Origin of the sequence: Cryptosporangium arvum DSM 44712, from assembly GCF_000585375.1 — a bacterium.
GTDB classification, from domain to species: domain Bacteria; phylum Actinomycetota; class Actinomycetes; order Mycobacteriales; family Cryptosporangiaceae; genus Cryptosporangium; species Cryptosporangium arvum.
The window spans coordinates 7,748,339-7,765,707 of record NZ_KK073874.1; the positions used below are offsets into that span (position 1 = coordinate 7,748,339).

Genomic DNA, 17,369 nt, shown 5'->3' on the forward strand with positions numbered 1-17,369 from the left:
GAAGGTCATTCTGACCCGGGAAGAATGGGGCGCGTGACCCCAACACCCCCGAGTGAGTACGTGGAGCAGGTCCTCGACGTCGTCGAGGAGATCCCGCCGGGCCGGGTGATGAGTTACGGCATGGTCGCCGAGGTGGTCCGGGAGCGGACCGGCAGCGGTTCCGCCCGCACGGTCGGTGCCGTGATGGCGCGCTACGGCAGCGCGGTCCCCTGGCACCGGGTGGTCGCGTCCGACGGCCGTCTCCCGCCGGGGCACGAGGACGAGGCGACGCAGCGGCTGCGGTCGGAGGGCGTCGCGTTCCGCGGCGTGAAGGTCGCCATGGACGCCGCGCGATGGTGGCCGGGAGAGACGGATTAGTTGAGCGCCCCAAGGGGAAACAGGACCGGCAACCGGACCGGGAGGCACCCCATGAGCGTGATGCGCACCAAAACGGTCGAACAGGCAATTCAAGAGACTGAAGAGCCCGAACATCAACTCAAAAAGGATCTGTCCGGTCTGGACCTGACGGTCTTCGGCGTCGGGGTCATCATCGGCACCGGCATCTTCGTGCTCACCGGAGAGGCCGCGCAGGAATCGGCCGGCCCGGCGGTCGCGATCTCGTTCGTTCTCGCGGCGATCGCGTGCGGCCTCGCCGGCCTCTGCTACGCGGAGTTCGCGTCGACGGTGCCGGTGGCCGGTAGCGCGTACACGTTCTCCTACGTCGGTATCGGCGAGCTCGTCGCGTGGATCATCGGGTGGGACCTGATCCTGGAGTTGCTGATCGGCGCGGCCACGGTCTCGGTCGGCTGGTCGCAATACCTCTCGGTACTGCTGGAGACGATCGGGTGGGAACTCCCCACGTCGATAGCCAGTGCCGAGGACGGTGTCTTCAACCTCCCAGCCGCGATCATCGTGCTGATCCTCACCGCGGTGCTGGTCACCGGCATCCGCGTCTCGTCGCGCCTGAACGCGATAATCGTGACGATCAAGCTCGCGGTCGTGCTGTTCGTGATCGTCGCCGGGCTGTTCTTCGTCAAGGCGTCGAACTACACGCCGTTCATCCCGCCGACGAAGCCCGCCGAAGGCGAGTCGGGGCTCTCCGCGACGCTGATCCAGACGATCTTCGGGTCCGGGCCGGCCAGCTTCGGCATCAGCGGCATCCTCGCCGCGGCCGCGCTGGTGTTCTTCGCGTACATCGGTTTCGACGTCGTCGCGACCGCGGCCGAGGAGACCAAGAAGCCGCAGCGCGACGTGCCCCGGGGCATCCTCGGCTCGCTGCTGCTCTGCACGATCCTGTACGTGGCGGTCTCGCTCGTCGTCGTCGGCATGCAGAAGTACAGCGAGTTGGACCCGAAGGCGCCGCTGGCCACCGCGTTCCGTGACGTCGGGCACCCGCTGTTCGCCGACATCATCACGGTCGGCGCGCTGGCCGGTCTGACCACCGTGATCATGGTGCTGATGCTGGGGCAGAGCCGGGTCGCGTTCGCGATGAGCCGGGACGGGCTGCTGCCGAAGAAGCTCGGCGCCGTGCACCCGAAGTTCGGGACGCCCTACCGCATCACGATCATCGTCGGCGTCATCGTGGCGATCCTGGCCGGGCTGCTCCCGCTCTCGGCGCTGGCCGAGATGGTGAACATCGGCACGCTGTTCGCGTTCGCACTGGTGTCGATCTCGACGTTGGTGCTCCGCCGGACCCGGCCGGACCTGGACCGCGCCTTCCGGGTGAAGGCGCTGCCCGTGGTGGCGGTGCTGGCCGTCGTCTTCTGCGTCGTCCTGATGCTGTTCCTGGAGGTGGCCACCTGGCTGCGGTTCCTGGCCTGGATGGCGCTCGGGTTCGCGATCTACTTCGGCTACGGCAAGCGCCACTCGCGCCTGGCCCGCGAAGGGCGCCAGAAGATCGACGCGTGAGAACGAAAAGGGCCCGCCGCGTCGGCGGGCCCTTTCTCGTGCGGCTCAGTACTCGGGAAGCGACGGGTCGATCTGCTTCACGTAGCCGATCACGCCGCCCTGCACGTGCACGGCGTCCTTGAAGCCGGCCTGCTTCACCGCGGCCAGCGCCTCGGCCGAGCGCACCCCGGTCTTGCAGTACAGGACGATCTGCTTGTCCTGCGGCAGCTGCGACAGCGCCGCGCCCGAGAGGATGTCGCCCTTCGGGATGAGCGTCGCGCCGGGAATCGACACGATCTCGAACTCGGCCGGCTCGCGGACGTCGACCAGGAAGTAGTCCTTCCCGGCTTCCTTCCACTCCTGCAGTTCCGGGTTGGTGATCGTGGACCCGCGAGCGGCGTCCTGCGCCTCCTCGGAGACCGTTCCGCAGAACTCCTCGTAGTCGATGAGCCCGGTGATCGGCTCACCCGCGGGGTCCTTGCGGATCTTGATCGTGCGGTACGACATCTCCAGGGCGTCGTAGACCATCAGGCGGCCGAGCAGCGTCTCACCGATGCCGGTGATCAGCTTGATGGCCTCGGTGGCCTGCACCGAGGCGATCGACGCGCAGAGGATGCCGAGCACGCCACCCTCGGCGCAGCTGGGCACCATGCCGGGCGGCGGCGGCACCGGGTACAGGTCGCGGTAGTTCGGGCCGTGCTCGTCCCAGAAGACGCTGACCTGGCCCTCGAAGCGGTAGATCGAGCCCCAGACGTAGGGCTTGCCGAGCAGCACCGCCGCGTCGTTCACCAGGTAACGCGTGGCGAAATTGTCGGTGCCGTCGACGATGAGGTCGTAGTCGCGGAAGATGTCGAGCACGTTGTCCGACTCGAGCCGGGTCTCGTGCAGGATCACCTCGACGTACGGGTTGATCTCCTTGACCGAGTCACGCGCGGACTCGGCCTTGCTCCGGCCGATGTCGGACTGGCCGTGGATGATCTGGCGCTGCAGATTCGACTCGTCGACGGTGTCGAACTCGACGATGCCGAGCGTCCCGACACCGGCGGCGGCCAGGTACATGAGGGTCGGCGAACCGAGACCGCCCGCGCCTACGCACAGCACCTTGGCGTTCTTCAACCGCTTCTGACCGTCCATCCCCACGTCGGGGATGATCAGGTGACGCGAATAGCGACGCACCTCGTCGACGGACAGGGACGCGGCCGGCTCGACCAGCGGCGGCAGGGCCACGAGCGGCTCCTTCCAAACGGGGACTACTCCATCGGGTGGCAACCGGGGTTGCGCCGCCATTGTTCCCGATCACTGACCGGCGGTCGGCGCACCCGTGAGGTACTTCCCATTCACGAACGGCCAGGCGTTCGGCACACATCCCTGCAGGCCCAGCGTTTGCTGCTGCATCACCGGTGCCGGTCGGCCACTCCCGCCGCAGAGCACGTGCCCGTGGCCGAGCTGGTGTCCCATCTCGTGGTTGACGACGTACTTCCGGTAGGTGTCCAGGTCGCCGCCGAACGCCGGAACCGCCAGCAGCCAGCGCGCGAGGTTGATGACCACCTGGTCGCCGGTGCGGCAGGACGTGTACCCCCCGGGGTCGAGGCCACCGGCACGGCAGATCCGGTTCGTGGTCTCCGGCGTCGCGAGCAGGATCACCGCGTCCACGTCCCCGCCGGCGACGCGCTGGAAGCGCCACTTCTTCGCGGCGGTCCAGCCGCGCGGGTCGGCGAGCGTCGTGTCGACCGCTTCGGCGAACGTGTTGGCGCCCTGCCCGGAGCCCTTCTCGACCCGCACCTGGTAGCGGACGAGAGTCCCGGCGGTGCCGCGCACCTTCGTCGTGCCACCGGCCACCGTGAACGTGCCCGAGCCCCGCTGCGGCACCGAGATCGCGGCCGGCGCGGAGGGCGTCGCCTCCGGCTGAATCGCCTCGGCGCTGGGGTTGGCGACCGCGGGAAGGTCGGGGCCTGCGGTGGTGGCGGCGGCGCTCGGCTGCGCCCGCTCGTCCTGCCGGTGCTCGGTGCGGTCACCGCGGACCAGGTCGACGAGGACCAGGACGCACGTGAGCAACGCCAGCAGCACGAGGAACCGGCGGCGACGACGGGCCGCGCGGCGCCGGGCCGCCTGCCGCTGAGCACGCAGGTACGTCGCGGACACCGAGTAGCGGGGCGGCCCGGCGATCGCGGAACGGTCACCCGGGCGCCGGCCGCGCCGGATCTCGGTGCGCAGCGCACGGCGCGCTTCGGAGGTGGTCTCCGGCCGGTGCGCGCCGCGAGGACGTCGCGCCCGGAAGTCGGTGGTCGCGGTACCCGATGGGGAGTCGTCCTCGCTAACGGTCGGATCCGCGGTCCGCTCGCTCAGCACGCCTCCCTGGTCGCCGTTTCCGCAGCCTTACCCCGTGTACTGCATACGATGCCCTATCAGCGGGAGCACCGCGCGAGCCACGATACGGGGACATTCGAGTTGGGCCGTATGTCCCACACCGCGTAGAACGAGCAATCGACTGTCTGGTATCGCCTTTGCGGTCCGTGTGGCCAGTTTGACACTCACCATCCGATCTTGGTGGCCCCAGATGACGAGCGTCGGCGCCGCGATCCGACCGGCGTAACGCCAGAGCGAGCGCCCCGGCGGCACCAGGTACGAGCCCACCAACCCTCGGACCGTGCGGACGTACGCCTCGGCGCCCCACGGCACGGCGAGCCGCTGCTCGGCCTCGGCCACCGCCTCGTCCCACCGCTGCGGCGAGACCGCGTCGGGGTCGGCGAAGCAGACGTCGACCATGCCCCGCGCCATCTGGTGCGGCGTCGCCCCGCGCAGGATGCGCTCGACGATGCGCTCCACCCGCGGGACGAACAGCACCGGCAGCATGTGCCGGTGCGTCGACTGCGGAAGGTAGACCGGCATCGCGGGCGAGATCAGCGTGAGCGTCCGCACCAGGTCCGGCCGCTGGGCGGCGACCCGGATCACCACCGCGCCGCCGAGCGAGTTGCCGAACAAGTGCACCGGTCCGCGCCCGGACGTCTCGATCCAGCGGATCACCAGCTCGGCGTAGCCCTGCTGGCTGTACCCGCCGGGCAGGGCCGGGCCGCTGCGCCCGAAACCGGGGAGGTCGATCGCCTGCCCGTCCAGCCGATCGGACAGCAGGTCGGCGAGGTCGGTCCAGTTCTGGCCCGACCCGCCGAGACCGTGCACGTAGAGCGCGGGCTCGGCGTCCGGCGCGGTCGCCGGGGTCTCGCGGACGTGGATCGCGACGGTACCGCCCGGCCAGGGGACGTCGACGGTGCGCCCCGGCCACGGAGGCACCTGCGGATCAGCGGTGGGACGGACGGCGGAATCAGCGGCGAGGCGAGCAGGCGTCACTCGATCCAGTGTGCCTGCGGATCAGTAATTGCCGCCGTGCCGGCCGCTGTCCTCCTCCGCGTAGCGCCGCCGCGCGCGCCCGCCCGGCTGCTCCCGGCGATCGCCGGGCTGACCGGGTCCGCCCGGGCCGTTGGGACCGCCGGGGCCGTTGGGACCGCCGGGGCCGGGGCCGGGGCCGTTGGGGCCGGGGCCGCGGTAGCCGCGTTCGGCCGGGCTCGGCTCGCGTTGGCTCGGCGGGCCGATCGGCTGTGGGTCGGCCCAGGATCCGCTCGGGCCGCCAGCGCCGCCGGAGCCACCAGGGCCACCACCGGGGCCGAGCGGGTCGTGCACGAGCGGCCAGGTGCCGGTGGGCTCGGCGGCGTGACGTCGGCGCGGAGGCCCGGACTTCGCCGGGCCGGAGCCCAGCGGACCGGACGACGTCGGCGCCGGGCCGAGACCGCCGTAGCCGCCGGGACCGGACGCCGGGCCCAGCCCGCCGAGGTCGCGGGAGGGACCGAGATCGCGGGAACCACCGAGGTCACGGGACGGACCGAGATCGCGGGAGCCGCCGAGGCCAGAGCCGGGGCCGACCGGGCCGCCGAGACCGGAGCCGGTCGGGCCGCCGAGACCGGAGCCGGTCGGGCCGCCGAGACCGGAGCCGGTCGGGCCGCCGAGACCGCCGGGCCCGGGGTTGCCCAGGCCGGGGTTCCGGCCCGCGCCGGGCCCACCGAGCCCGTAGCCGTTCGGACCGGCGCCGTTCGGACCGGCACCGTTCGGACCGACGCCGTTCGGGCCGGCACCGTTCGCGCCGCCGGCTGACGGACCGCCGTATCCGTTCGGCCCGTACGCGCCGTAGCCGTCCGACCCGGACTGGCCGTAACCGTTCGCGGCCGACTGGCCGTAACCGTTCGCGCCGGGCTGGCCGTAACCGTTCGCGGCGGCCTGCTGGGCGGAACCCGGTTGGCCCGGAACGGACGGCCCGACTCCCGTGGAGTCCGCACGCCCGTGCCGCCCGCGGCCGGTGCCGGCCGCGCCGGTGCCGTTGCCGGACGTGCCCGCGCCGGCCGGGCCGTTGCCTGTGCCGGACGAGCCTGTGCCGGACGAGCCCGGACCGGACGAGCCCGGACCGGACGAGCCGGTGCCGAGGCCGCCGTACTCGCGCTCGAGGTAGCTGCCGCCACCCAGGCCACCGCCCAGGCCACCGAGGCCGCCCGCGCCGTTGGCCGAGCGGCCGTAGGACACGTTGCCGGGTTCGGCGGGCTCGTCCCAGCGCGGGGGGTTCCACTCGGCGGCGGCCGGGGCCGGTTCTCCGCCCGTCGGCCACGACCACACCGGCTCGTCCGGCGGCGTGTAGGCCTCCGGCTCCACCGGCGGGGTGAACACCGCGGAGGACATCGCCGCGCTCAGATCGCCGCTCGAGCGCGAGCCGAGGTCGGGTTCGGGCGGGGTGACGACCGGGAACGACCCGCTGGCCCGCTCCGCGGCGCGGGGCGGCGTCGCGGGGGCCGGCGTCGCGGCCGGCCGCTCCGGACCGTCCTTGGTGACGTCGTTGTCGACCAGGCGGGCCCAGGTCGCGGCCGCCCAGTCACCCAGATCGCCACCGTCGCCGGGCCCCGACGCCAGTTCGAGCTCGCCGGTCGGCGAGGCGACCGGGTCGGTGTACGGGGAGGACGACGGTGACGACGAGGGCACGAACGGCGTGCTCGCGGCGTACTCGGGCGCGGAGGTGCTCGCCGTCGGGCGGGGTTCGCCGTACGGCTGCTCGGCTTCCTCACGCGCGGCCGCGGCGGCGCGACGCGCGGCGCGGCCACCACGCACCGGCTCACGGACGAGCGGCTCGGAGGCGGGCGCACCGAACGGCGAGCTCCCGGACGACGATTTCTCCGCCGCACCGAACGGCGAGGCCCCGGACGACGATTTCTCCGCCGCACCGAACGGCGAGGCCCCGGACGACGATTTCTCCGCCGCACCGAACAGCGAGCTCTCGGACGACTTCTCCGTCGCGCCGAACGGCGAGCCCTCGGACGCGCCGAACGTCGGAATGTCGGACGTGCCGAACGGAGTGCTCTCCGAACGCGTGACGTCCGCGCGCGGCGAGTACAGCGGCTCGGTCTCCGGCTCGGCGTCGTACGCGGGCTCCTCCTGGACACCGGGGCTCTCCGGCCGGCCGGAACCGCCGCCGTAGCTCGGGCTGTCGGGGAAGTCGGTACCGGCCATGATCGTCCGGTAGGTGGCGGTGTTCTCGACCGCCAGCGGAGGCGCGGAGTGCAGGCTGGCCGCCGCCCACGACGATGACGACGCGCCGCTCTCCGGGAGCAACGACTCGAACCGGCGGTTCAGCGCGGAGAGCACCGCGCGCACCATGGCCTGACGTGCGTCGCCGCGCACCAGCGCCGCGCCGGCGAGCCGGTCGACCTGGCCCGGCGTCAGCAGCGTCACGACCGCGACGGCGAGCCGGTCCGACCCGATGTCGGTGAGCTCGGCCTGGTCCAGCCCGCAGCGGGCGCGGCCCTCGAGTAACGCGTCGACCGCGTTCAGCGTCGCGCCGGCGACCGTGCGCAGCACGGTTCGCTCGACGGCCGGACCGCTGGCCGAACCGACGACACGCGCCGAGTGCGTCGCGAGCGCGACGTCCACCCGGACGTCCAAGCCACCGGTGACGACCTGTAAGCGCTCGAGGTGGACACGGCGCTGCGGACCGTCGAGCGGCACGCTCCGACCCTCGTCCACACCATCGTCCACCAGAACCGATCGGGTCTGGTCAACCTCCACGCCGAGCCTTTCGTCCAGGATCCGGGTCACTGACCACGCCACTGCCCTCTCGTCCGCACCGTCGGCGAGATCCACATGCAGAGTACGGTCTCCGCCCGCTGCGGTTCGAAGCTCGACGTCACGGACGCCGACCACCGCGCGCACGGCGTCGAGCAACGCGGTCACCGCGAGCGGCCGGGAGCTTTCCGGACCGGAGGAGCGCACCGAGAACACCGCGTGCGCGCCGACCAGATGTCGGTTGCGATGCGGAGCGGTGGTCACGACGTGCTCCTTCTTCTCCTTCGACCTCGAGTGCAGGCTACCGACGGATGGCCCTTCCGGTCAGGCCTCTGCGGGGGAACGGTCCAGTACCGAAGGGGCAAACGGGCCGAACGTACGGCGGTTCCGGCCGAGCGGGCAGAACGTTCGAGACACCTCGCGTAGTCTTGCTACCCGGCGGTAAGTGCGGAAAGGTCCGCAAGGCTGGAGGAGACCATGGCTACCCCGGTGAGCAGTGATCCGGTCGCCGCGAGCGGCGCCAGGACGGGTCGGCTGCCGCGGTCCGCGCGACGTCGACAGTTGCTCACCGCCGCGCAGGAGGTCTTCGTCGCGAATGGCTACCACGCGGCGGCGATGGACGACATCGCCGATCGGGCCGGTGTCTCCAAGCCCGTGCTCTACCAGCACTTCCCCGGAAAGCTCGACCTGTACCTGGCGCTGATCGACCAGCACACCGAGGCGCTGGTGAACCATGTCACACAGGCCCTCGCCGGGACGACCGACAACAAAATCCGCGTGCACCTGGCGACGAAGGCCTACTTCGACTTCGTCGACGGGGAAGGCGAGGCGTTCCGGCTCGTGTTCGAGTCCGACCTGCGCAACGAGCCCGCGGTGCGCGACCGGGTCGAGCGCGCCTCGCAGCTGTGCATGGAGGCGATCGCGGACACGATCGGGCATGACACCGGTGTCTCACGGGCCCGGGCCGAGCTGCTCGCGGTCGGTTTGACCGGTGCGTCGGAAATCGCCGCGCGCTACTGGTTGAACGCCAACCGGGCCGTTCCGAAGGAAGAAGCCATCGGGCTGCTGAGCACGCTGCTCTGGCGCGGCATCTCGGAGTTCCCGCTGGAGCGCGAGGCGGAAAATTCCGCTCAGCGCTGACACCACCGCCCGAGCCACTCGGTCACGACATCGATCGGATAGCTTTTAGCTCGATTGAAGTGAGCGTGTTCAGCGAGGAGGCACTGCGGTGGAGGTCAAGATCGGCGTGCAGTTCGCTCCGCGCGAGCTCGTGCTGGAAAGCACCCAGAGCCAGGACGAGGTCGAGCAGGCGGTGGCCGAGGCACTCGGCGGGCGGTCGGGGCTGCTGTCCCTCGCCGACGAGAAGGGGCGGCGCGTCGTCGTCCCGGCCGACAAGATCGCTTACGTCGAAATCGCCGAGTCGGAGCTCCGGCGCGTAGGTTTCGGTACGCCTTGATAAACGAATGAACGAGGAACGCCCGGCCGTCGCGGCCGGGCGTTCCTCGTTCAGCTCCGGAGTCCCAGCGCGGACAGCCGGGCCGCGTGCGCGGTGGTCAGGCGGTCGATGAGCGCGGCCAGGCCGGCGAGCCCGCTCGGCTCCACCAGCTCGACCAGGCCCGGACGCGCGGCGACGACGAACTGCGCCTGCGTGATCGCTTCGGCGACCAGCCGCCGGGCCCACAGCCCGAGCCGGTCGGCCAGCACCGGGTCGGCGCTCACCGCGGCCCGCACCTCGGCCACCGCGAACTCGGCGTGCCGGTCGTCGTGCAGCACCTCGAGCACCAGCGAACGGTCGGGCTCGGCGAGGTGCGCCGCCACTTCGCGGTAGAAATCGTCCGCGATGCCGTCCCCGACGTGCGCCTTGACCAGCCCTTCCAGCCAGTCCCGGGGCCGGGTCGACTCATGGTAGGCGTCCAGCGACGGGGTGAACGGCGTCATCGCATCGACCGCGTCGACGCCGAGCTCACCCAGCCGGTCGGCCAGCCGCCGGTAATGCACCAGTTCGGCCGCGGCCATCTCGCTGAGGGCGGCGCGTCGCCGCAGGTCGGGCGCGAGCCGCGCGTCGGCGCCGAGGTTGTCGAACGCGACGAGCGCGCCGTAGCACAGAACACCCAGGAGGTCGGCTACCGCGTCAGTGCCTGAAACGCTCAGCGGAACTCCTCGAACTGACTGTTCTACGGTCGACGTGCACACCGTAGAGCCTGCGAAGCGTGGGGTTCGCATGGCGGTGTTCGTCACAGATCGCCGATCACGTGGCCACGCCACCGCAGGTGCGAAAACCGTCGCGGTAGGCTATGAGTGAGGTGACACCCGTCACCGCACTGACTCGCGCCGTAGTCATCTTCCCCGCGCGGGCGCCAGGTCCCTCGGACCCACAGACGGTAGTACCAGCACCAACAGCAGTTGAACATCGAGCGCGGACCCCACTCCAGGGCGACCGTCCCGTTGAGCCCGCCCGCCGCACCGCGGCAGGCGCGAGCGCCGGACGTGCCCCTGTTGCTACCGGATCCACCAGGGCGTCTGCGCACTCGGAGAGAGGCGAAGACCCCTGAACACGAACGACACGACAGAAGCTGACCCGGTCCTGTTGGAGCACGCCACCACCGGCGCTCCCGAGATCGAGCAGATCGAAGAACTCACCGCGACGAAGCCGGTCAGCGAGCAGAACCCGCTCTTCGCCGAGCTGGGCGTCCGCTCGGAGACCGTCGAGGCGCTGGCCTCGGTGGGCATCACCCGGGCGTTCGCGATCCAGGAGCTGACGCTCCCGATCGCGCTGGCGGGCAGCGACCTGATCGGTCAGGCCCGCACCGGCACCGGCAAGACACTCGGCTTCGGTGTCCCACTGCTCCAGCGTATCGAAGCGCCGGGCGAGGGTGCCCGCGCCTCGAGCGGCGCGCCGCAGGCCCTGGTCGTCGTCCCCACCCGGGAGCTGTGCGTCCAGGTGACGCGCGACCTGTCCGCGGCCGGCAAGACACGTAAGGTCCGGGTCCTCTCGGTCTACGGCGGTCGGGCCTACGAGCCCCAGGTCGCCGCGCTGAAGAACGGCGTCGAGGTCGTCATCGGCACCCCGGGCCGCCTGCTCGACCTGGTCGAGCAGGGCCACCTGCAGCTGGGTGCGGTGTCGATCCTGGTGCTCGACGAAGCCGACGAGATGCTCGACCTGGGCTTCCTGCCCGACATCGAGCGCATCCTCGCCACGATCCCGTCCGAGCGGCAGACGATGCTGTTCAGCGCGACGATGCCGGGCCCGATCGTCGCCCTGGCCCGCCACTTCATGCGCCAGCCGGTGCACATCCGCGCCGAGGAGCCCGACGCCGGCCGCACGGTGCCCACCACCGCGCAGCACGTCTACCGGGCACACGCGCTCGACAAGTCCGAGATGCTCTCGCGCATCCTGCAGGCGCGTGACCGTGGCCTGACGATGGTGTTCTGCCGCACCAAGCGCACCGCCCAGAAAGTCGCCGACGAGCTCATCGACCGCGGGTTCGCGGCCGCCGCCGTCCACGGCGACCTCGGGCAGGGCGCCCGCGAGCAGGCGCTGCGCGCGTTCCGCTCCGGCAAGGTCGACGTGCTCGTCGCCACCGACGTCGCCGCGCGCGGCATCGACGTCACCGGCGTCACGCACGTCATCAACTACCAGTGCCCCGAGGACGAGAAGACCTACCTGCACCGGATCGGCCGCACCGGTCGCGCCGGCGCCGACGGGGTCGCGGTGACGTTCGTCGACTGGGACGAGCTCACCCGCTGGACGATGATCAACACCGCGCTCGACCTGCCGTTCGCCGATCCGCCGGAGACGTACTCGACCTCGGACCACCTGCTGGCCGAGCTCGACATCCCGACCGCGACCACCGGCGTGCTGCCCCGCGCGGAGCGCACCCGGGCCGGCCTGGACGCCGAAGAGGTCGAGGACCTGGGCGAGACCGGTGGCAAGAAGGCCCGCCGCACCCGGGTCCGCGGCCGCAAGGGTGGCGACGACGTCGACCCCCGTGGCCCCGTGGACGAGGCCGCGGAGGTCGAGCTGCCGGCCAGGCAGCGCACCAAGCCCCGCCGCCGGATGCGCGGTGGCCAGGTGCTGAGCACCAGCCCGGTGCCGGAGGACACGGCGGTCGAAACCGCGGAGGAGACGCCGAACGCCACCGTGTCGACGCTCGCGCCCCCGACGCTCGCGCCGCCCGCGTTCGCTCCCCCGGCGTTCCTCCCGGCCTCCGAGGACGGCGAGGTCGTTCCTCCGGCCGAGGCCGAGGGCGAGGACGGCGCGGCTCCGCGTCGGCGTCGTCGTCGGCGCAGCACCGGGGCGAGCCGGGCCCGCCGGGCCACCGGCACCGAGGCCGACGCACCGGCCGACGCCGCCAGCGGCGAGTGACCGTGCCGCCGTCCGTGAACGGTCTGAACGGCTGGGCTTCTCCGGACGGTTCGGCGGGCGACGTCTTCTGGCGTCGCCCGGCCGACTCGACGTCGTCGGACCGGCCCGAGGGTCGGGCTCCGGCGGCGCCGCCGCAGTACGGCGGTCCTCCGCGCATGCAGCGCCCGGCCGAGGCGGTCGGGTGGGGCCCGGTGATCGTCGCCGGCCCCACGGCGCGCTCGCTGCCGGAGCAGGACCACGAGGCCCTCGACCGGGACGACGCGCAGGCGCGCGCCGTCACGGTGGGCGTCGGCGTCCTGACGCTCGTGGTGCTCTTCCTGCTGCTGCTGATGATGGTGATCCGGGCGGGCACCGCCGCCGGCGGCATCTAGCCGACGCTCTCCCACACCATGCGCGCGCCGGTGTCGCCGGCCTGGGCGACCGACACGGCGGCGCCGACCGCGGTGGCCAGCAGCGCGACCATCAGCACCACCGAGACGACGGTCAGCACGGTCGAGCCGCTGCTGTTGGCGGGCGGCGGCTCACCGACCATGCCCCACTGGTCGCGCTCGTAGCCACGCATCGGCTCACGCCGGTTGGCGCGGGTGCGCTCGACGATCAGCAGCACGACGGCCACGACGGCGAGCAGCACGGCCATGTTGCGGGTGTCCAGCCCGAAGCCGCCGTGCTCGTTTATCGCCTCCGACCCGCCCAGGAACTTGGCCAGGCGGTCGCCGGTCTCGGCCGCGACGATCGAGGCGCCGGCGCCGGACAGCGAGCTGAGCGCCAGCACCCATCCGATCTTGGGCCGGAGCCGCGGCACCAGGACGTACGCGAACGCGGACAGCACCGCGATCGGCACCAGCACGACCGCGGCATGGACCACCAACGGGTGGGCCGGCAGGCCGAACACTTTCTCGAACACGGGAACCTCCGCCGACAGGGTTACAGCCGTACCCTAAGGAAACGCTCGGCTAGTCACACGTGGAACTTGCGCAACAGGTTCGCGGGCACACTGGAAGCGTGACCCAGCTCGCCCCTCACCGCGCCGAACCGGTCGTCTTCCCGGCCTGTGCCGAATTCGACGGCAACCGGAGCGACGTCGTCGGCCGGGACGCCGCGCCCGCCGGGCGCCGCCGCGGCACCGCGCTCTTCGTTCCCGGGTACACGGGCAGCAAGGAGGACTTCGCGCCGCTGTTCGACCCGCTGACCGAGGCCGGGTACCGCGTGGTGGCGATCGACCAGCCCGGCCAGTTCGAGTCGCCCGGCCCCGGCTCGGTCCCCGGCTACACCGTGGAGTGGCTCGGCGACGTCGTCCGCGCGGTGGCCGCCGCGCTCGGGGACGACCGCCCGCACCTGGTCGGGCACTCGTTCGGCGGGCTGGTCGCGCGCGCGGCCGTGCTGGCGGCCCCGGCGGAGTTCCGTTCGCTGACGCTGCTGGGCTCCGGCCCGGGCGCGATCGCCGGTGCGCGACGTGACCGCATGGAGAGGCTCGCCTCGCTGCTCCCGCTCGGCATGGACGCGGTGTTCGACGCGATGGACCGCGCGGCCCGCCTCGACCCGGGCTGGCGGGAGCTCGACCCGGAGCTGCAGTCGTTCCTGAAGCAGCGGTTCGTCGCCTCGTCGGCCGCGGGCCTGCAGGGAATGGGCGACGCGCTGCGCACGGAGCCCGACCGCACCGCCGAGCTCCGGGAGACCGGCGTCCCGGTGCTGGTCTGTCACGGCCGGGACGACGACGCCTGGCTGCCACCCGTGCAGGCCGACATGGCCGAGCGGCTCGGCGCCCGCTACGAGGTCGTCCCGGACGCCGCGCACTCGCCCGCGATCGAGAACCCGGCGGCGACCGCGGCGGCGCTCACGGCGTTCTGGGTGCACACTGAAACTCGATGATCCGACTATTGGAGGCCCCATGGTGATCTCCGACCTCGGCCTCTACGGGCCCGAGAGCGTCACCTGGCGCATCCACGCCGACCCGTCGTTCGCGGTCGGCGGCCTGCGGGCGCTGCTGCTGCAGGCGCTGCACCCGGTGGCGATGGCCGGTGTCTCGGCGAACTCCGGGTACCGCGACGACCCGTGGGGACGTCTGCAGCGCACCACCGAGTACGTCGCGGTCACCACGTTCGGCACCGCGGCCGAGGCCGAGGAGGCCGCGAGCAAGGTCCGCCGGGTGCACCGGCGGCTCACCGCGGTCGACCCCGACTCCGGCGAGGTCTACCGGGTGGACGACCCGTCGCTTCTGCTCTGGGTGCACTGCTGCGAGGTCGACTCGTTCCTCCACGCGGCCCGGCGCGGCGGCCTGCGCCTCTCCGACGCGGAGGCCGACCGGTACGTCGCCGAGCAGGTGCGTCAGGCCCGCCTGATCGGCCTCACCGACGAGGTCCCGCGCACCACTGCGGAACTGGCCGCGTACTTCGCGGAGGTCCGGCCGCTGCTGCGGGCCACCGGGCCGGCCTACGAGGGCCTGCGGCTGGTGAGCGTGCCCCCGATGCGCTGGTGGGTGCGGTGGGCGACGCCGGCCGCCCCGAGTTGGGGAGCGCTCGTCGCGATGAGTTTCGGGCTGCTGCCCGGCTGGGCCAAGCAGCTCTACACGCACCTACCGGTGCTGCCGGGCTCCGAGCTGACCGCGACCGCGAGCCTCCGGGCGCTGCGGACCGCCGTGCTGGCGCTCCCGGCGACCGTCCGGGAGGGCCCCCACCTCAAGGCCGCACGCGCCCGCGTGGCCGGCATCCCGGTGCGCCGGCTGGACTCACTCCCCGCTTGAGGGCAGCGCCGCCCACGGCTCCTTCGCGGGCGCGGCCGCCTGCCCTTCCGGGCAGTGGCGCCGGAAGTCGCACCACGAGCAGCGCGGCCCCGGCGCGGGCGGGAACGCCTCATCGGCCGACGCGCCGCCCTCTTTGAAGCGCGTCTCGGCCTCGACCGCATCCGCAGCAGTGGCTTCCGCCCGCCTCAGATGCCGCTCCAGCCGCTCCGGGGTGTGAACGTGGGTGTAGACCTCACCCGCGCTCAGATGATGCAGCTCGACGCGCTGACACGGCCGCCGGAGCGTACGGGCGGCGGCCAGCGCGTAGAGCGCCAGCGCCTGGGAGCCCGCGGCATCCGATTCGGACAGCGCGGAGCGCCCGGTCTTGTAGTCGACGACGACCGGCTCACCGTCGCGGTCGTCGAGCCGGTCGATGCGGCCGGAGACCGCGAGCCGCTCGGTGCGCATCGCCACCGTGCGCTCCAGCCCGAACGGCTCGGCGCCGGGATCGACCTTCTCCAGGTAGCGCTCGAGCCAGCCGAGCGCGAGTTCCTTCGCACCCGCCTGCTGGTCGGCGTCGCGGTACCCGTCGGAGATCCACGCCTCGCGCAGCAGTTTGCGGCTCGCCTCCGGCGTGCGCTGCGGCCGGGGCAGCAACCACCACGAGCGCAGGACGTTGTGCACGGTCGCGCCCAGCGCGTTGTGCGCCCAGGGCGCACCCCGGGGTGGCGTCGGCCGGTCGACATAGGTCATGCGGTACCGGCGTGGGCACTCCGCGAACGAGGCCAGTTTGGACGGAGTGCAGGAGAAGAGCCGGGTCGGCATCCCGGCGAGCCCGAGTTGTTCCATCCCAGCGATCTTCGCACGGAGGTACGACAACCTCAGCCCGTGACCGGAACCGCGCCCGTGGCCTTGGCGACCAGTTCCTCGTACACCTCGGGACGCGTGGTGTTCTCCCCCAGCCGAACGGTCTTGTTCGTGCCGTGGAAGTCGCTCGACCCGGTCGTGAGCAAGCCCAGGTCGGCGGCGATACCGGCCAGCGAGGCCCGCTCGGCCGGCTCGTGGTCGGGGTGGTCGACCTCGACGCCGTTCAACCCGGCCGCCGCGAGCTCGGCGTAGACCGAGTCGTCGATCACCCGGCCGCGCTTGGACGCCTTGGGGTGGGCCAGCACCGTGACCCCGCCCGCGCCGCGTACCAGGCGCAACGCTTCGAGCACCTCGATGTCGCGCTTGGGCACCCGGTATCGCGCGCCCAGCCACTCCGACGCGAACGCCTCCGGGACGTCACGCACGACCCCGGCCGCGACGAGCGCCTGCGCGATGTGCGGACGGCCGACCGGCGCCCCGTCGGCGATGGCCAGCACGCCCTCCCAGGTGATCGGCGCGCCGTCGGCCACCAGCATGCCGACCATCTCCTCGGCCCGGGTGAGCCGGGAGGCCCGCAGCATCGCCCGCTCGGCCGCGAAGGCCGGCTCGGTGGCGTCGAACAGGTACGCGAGCAGGTGCAGGCTGATCGGCCAGCCGCGCTCGGGGTTCCACAGGCAGGAGAGCTCCGCACCGGTCACCAACGTCAGCCCGGGCGGCAGCGCGTCGAGGGCGGGCCGCCACCCGGCCGTCGTGTCGTGGTCGGTCAACCCGATGACGTCCAGGCCGGCGGCTACCGCGTCGACCACCAGCTGCTCGGGCCGAACCGTGCCGTCACTGGCCGTCGAGTGCGTGTGTAGGTCGATCCGCTCCACGCCTCACCGTAGCCACGTGAGGTTCGGCGACGTCAGTCGGCCTCTTCGCCGACCGCCAGCATCTCCTCCGGGTCGTACATGACCTGGCAGAACAGCAGGTAGAGCTCGTTCGGGTACGGCAGCGGCGCGATCTCGCGCAGCGCCTGGTCCTGACCGGCCGACTCGAGCACGAACGTGCCGTAGTTGAGCACCCGGCCGAGCGGGCTCTGCTGGTAGGCCATGTCGGTGACCCGGGCCAGCGGCATCATCGCGACCCGGCGGGTGACGATGCCCTCGATGAGCATCACCCGCTTGTCGGTGAGCACGAACTTGTCGAAGAACCAGTCGCCGATCCGGAACCCGGCGACGAGCAGCAGCACCAGCCAGAGCACCGCCGCGGCACCCACCACGTAGGGCACGCTGCCCATCGCGCCGACGACGTAGCCGAGCAGGAGCGTTCCGCCGGCGAGCGCCAGCAGCCACTGGCTGACCGCGATCCAGTGCCGACGCCATTCGCCGCAGTAGCGCTCGCTGTCGAACAGGTACTGAGCCACGTGCCGCGAGGGCTCGAGGATCGGGCGGAACGGCTTCGGCGGCGGTGGGGGCG

Annotated in this window: 17 protein-coding genes; 8 read left to right on the top strand and 9 right to left on the bottom strand. The window is 72.2% G+C overall.

All coding sequences use genetic code 11. The annotated features are described in order from the left end of the window. Positions 1-33: 33 nt before the first annotated feature. Together CRYAR_RS35210 and CRYAR_RS35215 are read left to right on the top strand one after the other, a co-directional pair. Positions 34-357 (top strand): MGMT family protein, encoded by a 324-nt coding sequence (locus CRYAR_RS35210; RefSeq protein ID WP_211247797.1) that lies wholly within the window; start codon positions 34-36, stop codon positions 355-357. Positions 358-408: 51 nt separating this feature from the next. After that, the gene (locus CRYAR_RS35215) at positions 409-1,887 is read left to right on the top strand and encodes an amino acid permease (RefSeq protein ID WP_035857497.1); all 1,479 of its coding nucleotides are present in this window, start codon (positions 409-411) and stop codon (positions 1,885-1,887) included. Positions 1,888-1,932: 45 nt separating this feature from the next. On the opposite strand, the gene moeZ is transcribed toward CRYAR_RS35215, so the two are convergent. The 4 genes from moeZ to CRYAR_RS47740 all read right to left on the bottom strand — a co-directional run bounded on the left by moeZ (position 1,933) and on the right by CRYAR_RS47740 (position 8,223). Further along, entirely contained in the window at positions 1,933-3,093 is a 1,161-nt protein-coding gene (moeZ, locus tag CRYAR_RS35220) for an adenylyltransferase/sulfurtransferase MoeZ (RefSeq protein ID WP_035857498.1), read from the bottom strand. A 69-nt stretch (positions 3,094-3,162) separates the two neighbouring features. Continuing rightward, a complete protein-coding gene (locus CRYAR_RS35225) occupies positions 3,163-4,215 on the bottom strand; it encodes a DUF3152 domain-containing protein (protein WP_051571353.1) in 1,053 nt (350 codons plus the stop codon). 27 nt (positions 4,216-4,242) lie between these two features. After that, complete coding sequence (locus CRYAR_RS35230; protein WP_035857499.1) at positions 4,243-5,211, bottom strand: alpha/beta hydrolase; 969 nt, start codon at positions 5,209-5,211, stop codon at positions 4,243-4,245. Between the two features lie 21 nt (positions 5,212-5,232). Further along, positions 5,233-8,223, bottom strand: coding sequence for a hypothetical protein (locus tag CRYAR_RS47740; RefSeq protein WP_051571354.1), 2,991 nt, complete (start codon positions 8,221-8,223; stop codon positions 5,233-5,235). A 213-nt stretch (positions 8,224-8,436) separates the two neighbouring features. Between CRYAR_RS47740 and CRYAR_RS35240 the strand changes: the two genes are divergently transcribed. Together CRYAR_RS35240 and CRYAR_RS35245 are read left to right on the top strand one after the other, a co-directional pair. Next, positions 8,437-9,099 (top strand): TetR/AcrR family transcriptional regulator, encoded by a 663-nt coding sequence (locus tag CRYAR_RS35240; protein WP_035857500.1) that lies wholly within the window; start codon positions 8,437-8,439, stop codon positions 9,097-9,099. A gap of 88 nt (positions 9,100-9,187) precedes the next feature. Continuing rightward, on the top strand, positions 9,188-9,415 hold the full coding sequence (locus CRYAR_RS35245) for a DUF3107 domain-containing protein (RefSeq protein ID WP_035857501.1): 228 nt from the start codon (positions 9,188-9,190) through the stop codon (positions 9,413-9,415). Between the two features lie 50 nt (positions 9,416-9,465). On the opposite strand, the gene CRYAR_RS35250 is transcribed toward CRYAR_RS35245, so the two are convergent. Next, on the bottom strand, positions 9,466-10,152 hold the full coding sequence (locus tag CRYAR_RS35250; protein ID WP_211247799.1) for a ferritin-like fold-containing protein: 687 nt from the start codon (positions 10,150-10,152) through the stop codon (positions 9,466-9,468). Positions 10,153-10,546: 394 nt separating this feature from the next. On the opposite strand from CRYAR_RS35250, the gene CRYAR_RS35255 reads away from it, so the two are divergent. Together CRYAR_RS35255 and CRYAR_RS35260 are read left to right on the top strand one after the other, a co-directional pair. Then, a complete protein-coding gene (locus tag CRYAR_RS35255) occupies positions 10,547-12,325 on the top strand; it encodes a DEAD/DEAH box helicase (protein ID WP_245620570.1) in 1,779 nt (592 codons plus the stop codon). A gap of 2 nt (positions 12,326-12,327) precedes the next feature. Next, positions 12,328-12,696 (top strand): hypothetical protein, encoded by a 369-nt coding sequence (locus CRYAR_RS35260; RefSeq protein WP_157018299.1) that lies wholly within the window; start codon positions 12,328-12,330, stop codon positions 12,694-12,696. Here CRYAR_RS35260 and CRYAR_RS35265 read toward each other — a convergent pair. Further along, positions 12,693-13,229, bottom strand: coding sequence for a DUF2231 domain-containing protein (locus CRYAR_RS35265; RefSeq protein ID WP_035857503.1), 537 nt, complete (start codon positions 13,227-13,229; stop codon positions 12,693-12,695). The two genes, CRYAR_RS35260 and CRYAR_RS35265, sit on opposite strands and share 4 nt — an antisense overlap. A gap of 98 nt (positions 13,230-13,327) precedes the next feature. On the opposite strand from CRYAR_RS35265, the gene CRYAR_RS35270 reads away from it, so the two are divergent. Then, positions 13,328-14,194, top strand: a complete 867-nt coding sequence (locus CRYAR_RS35270) for an alpha/beta fold hydrolase (protein WP_084701378.1) — start codon at positions 13,328-13,330, stop codon at positions 14,192-14,194. Positions 14,195-14,213: 19 nt separating this feature from the next. After that, positions 14,214-15,065, top strand: coding sequence for an oxygenase MpaB family protein (locus CRYAR_RS35275; protein ID WP_035857504.1), 852 nt, complete (start codon positions 14,214-14,216; stop codon positions 15,063-15,065). Here CRYAR_RS35275 and CRYAR_RS35280 read toward each other — a convergent pair. Genes CRYAR_RS35280 through CRYAR_RS47745 form a run of 3 tightly spaced genes read right to left on the bottom strand, consistent with a single transcriptional unit; the run spans position 15,051 to position 17,316 of the window. Further along, complete coding sequence (locus CRYAR_RS35280; RefSeq protein WP_035869076.1) at positions 15,051-15,893, bottom strand: RecB family exonuclease; 843 nt, start codon at positions 15,891-15,893, stop codon at positions 15,051-15,053. The genes CRYAR_RS35275 and CRYAR_RS35280 overlap by 15 nt on opposite strands. 32 nt (positions 15,894-15,925) lie before the next feature. Further along, complete coding sequence (locus CRYAR_RS35285) at positions 15,926-16,783, bottom strand: PHP domain-containing protein (RefSeq protein ID WP_035857505.1); 858 nt, start codon at positions 16,781-16,783, stop codon at positions 15,926-15,928. 32 nt (positions 16,784-16,815) lie between these two features. Then, positions 16,816-17,316 carry a PH domain-containing protein gene (locus CRYAR_RS47745; RefSeq protein WP_051571356.1) on the bottom strand — a complete coding sequence of 167 codons (501 nt, stop codon included), beginning with the start codon at positions 17,314-17,316 and terminating at the stop codon, positions 16,816-16,818. Positions 17,317-17,369: the final 53 nt, after the last annotated feature.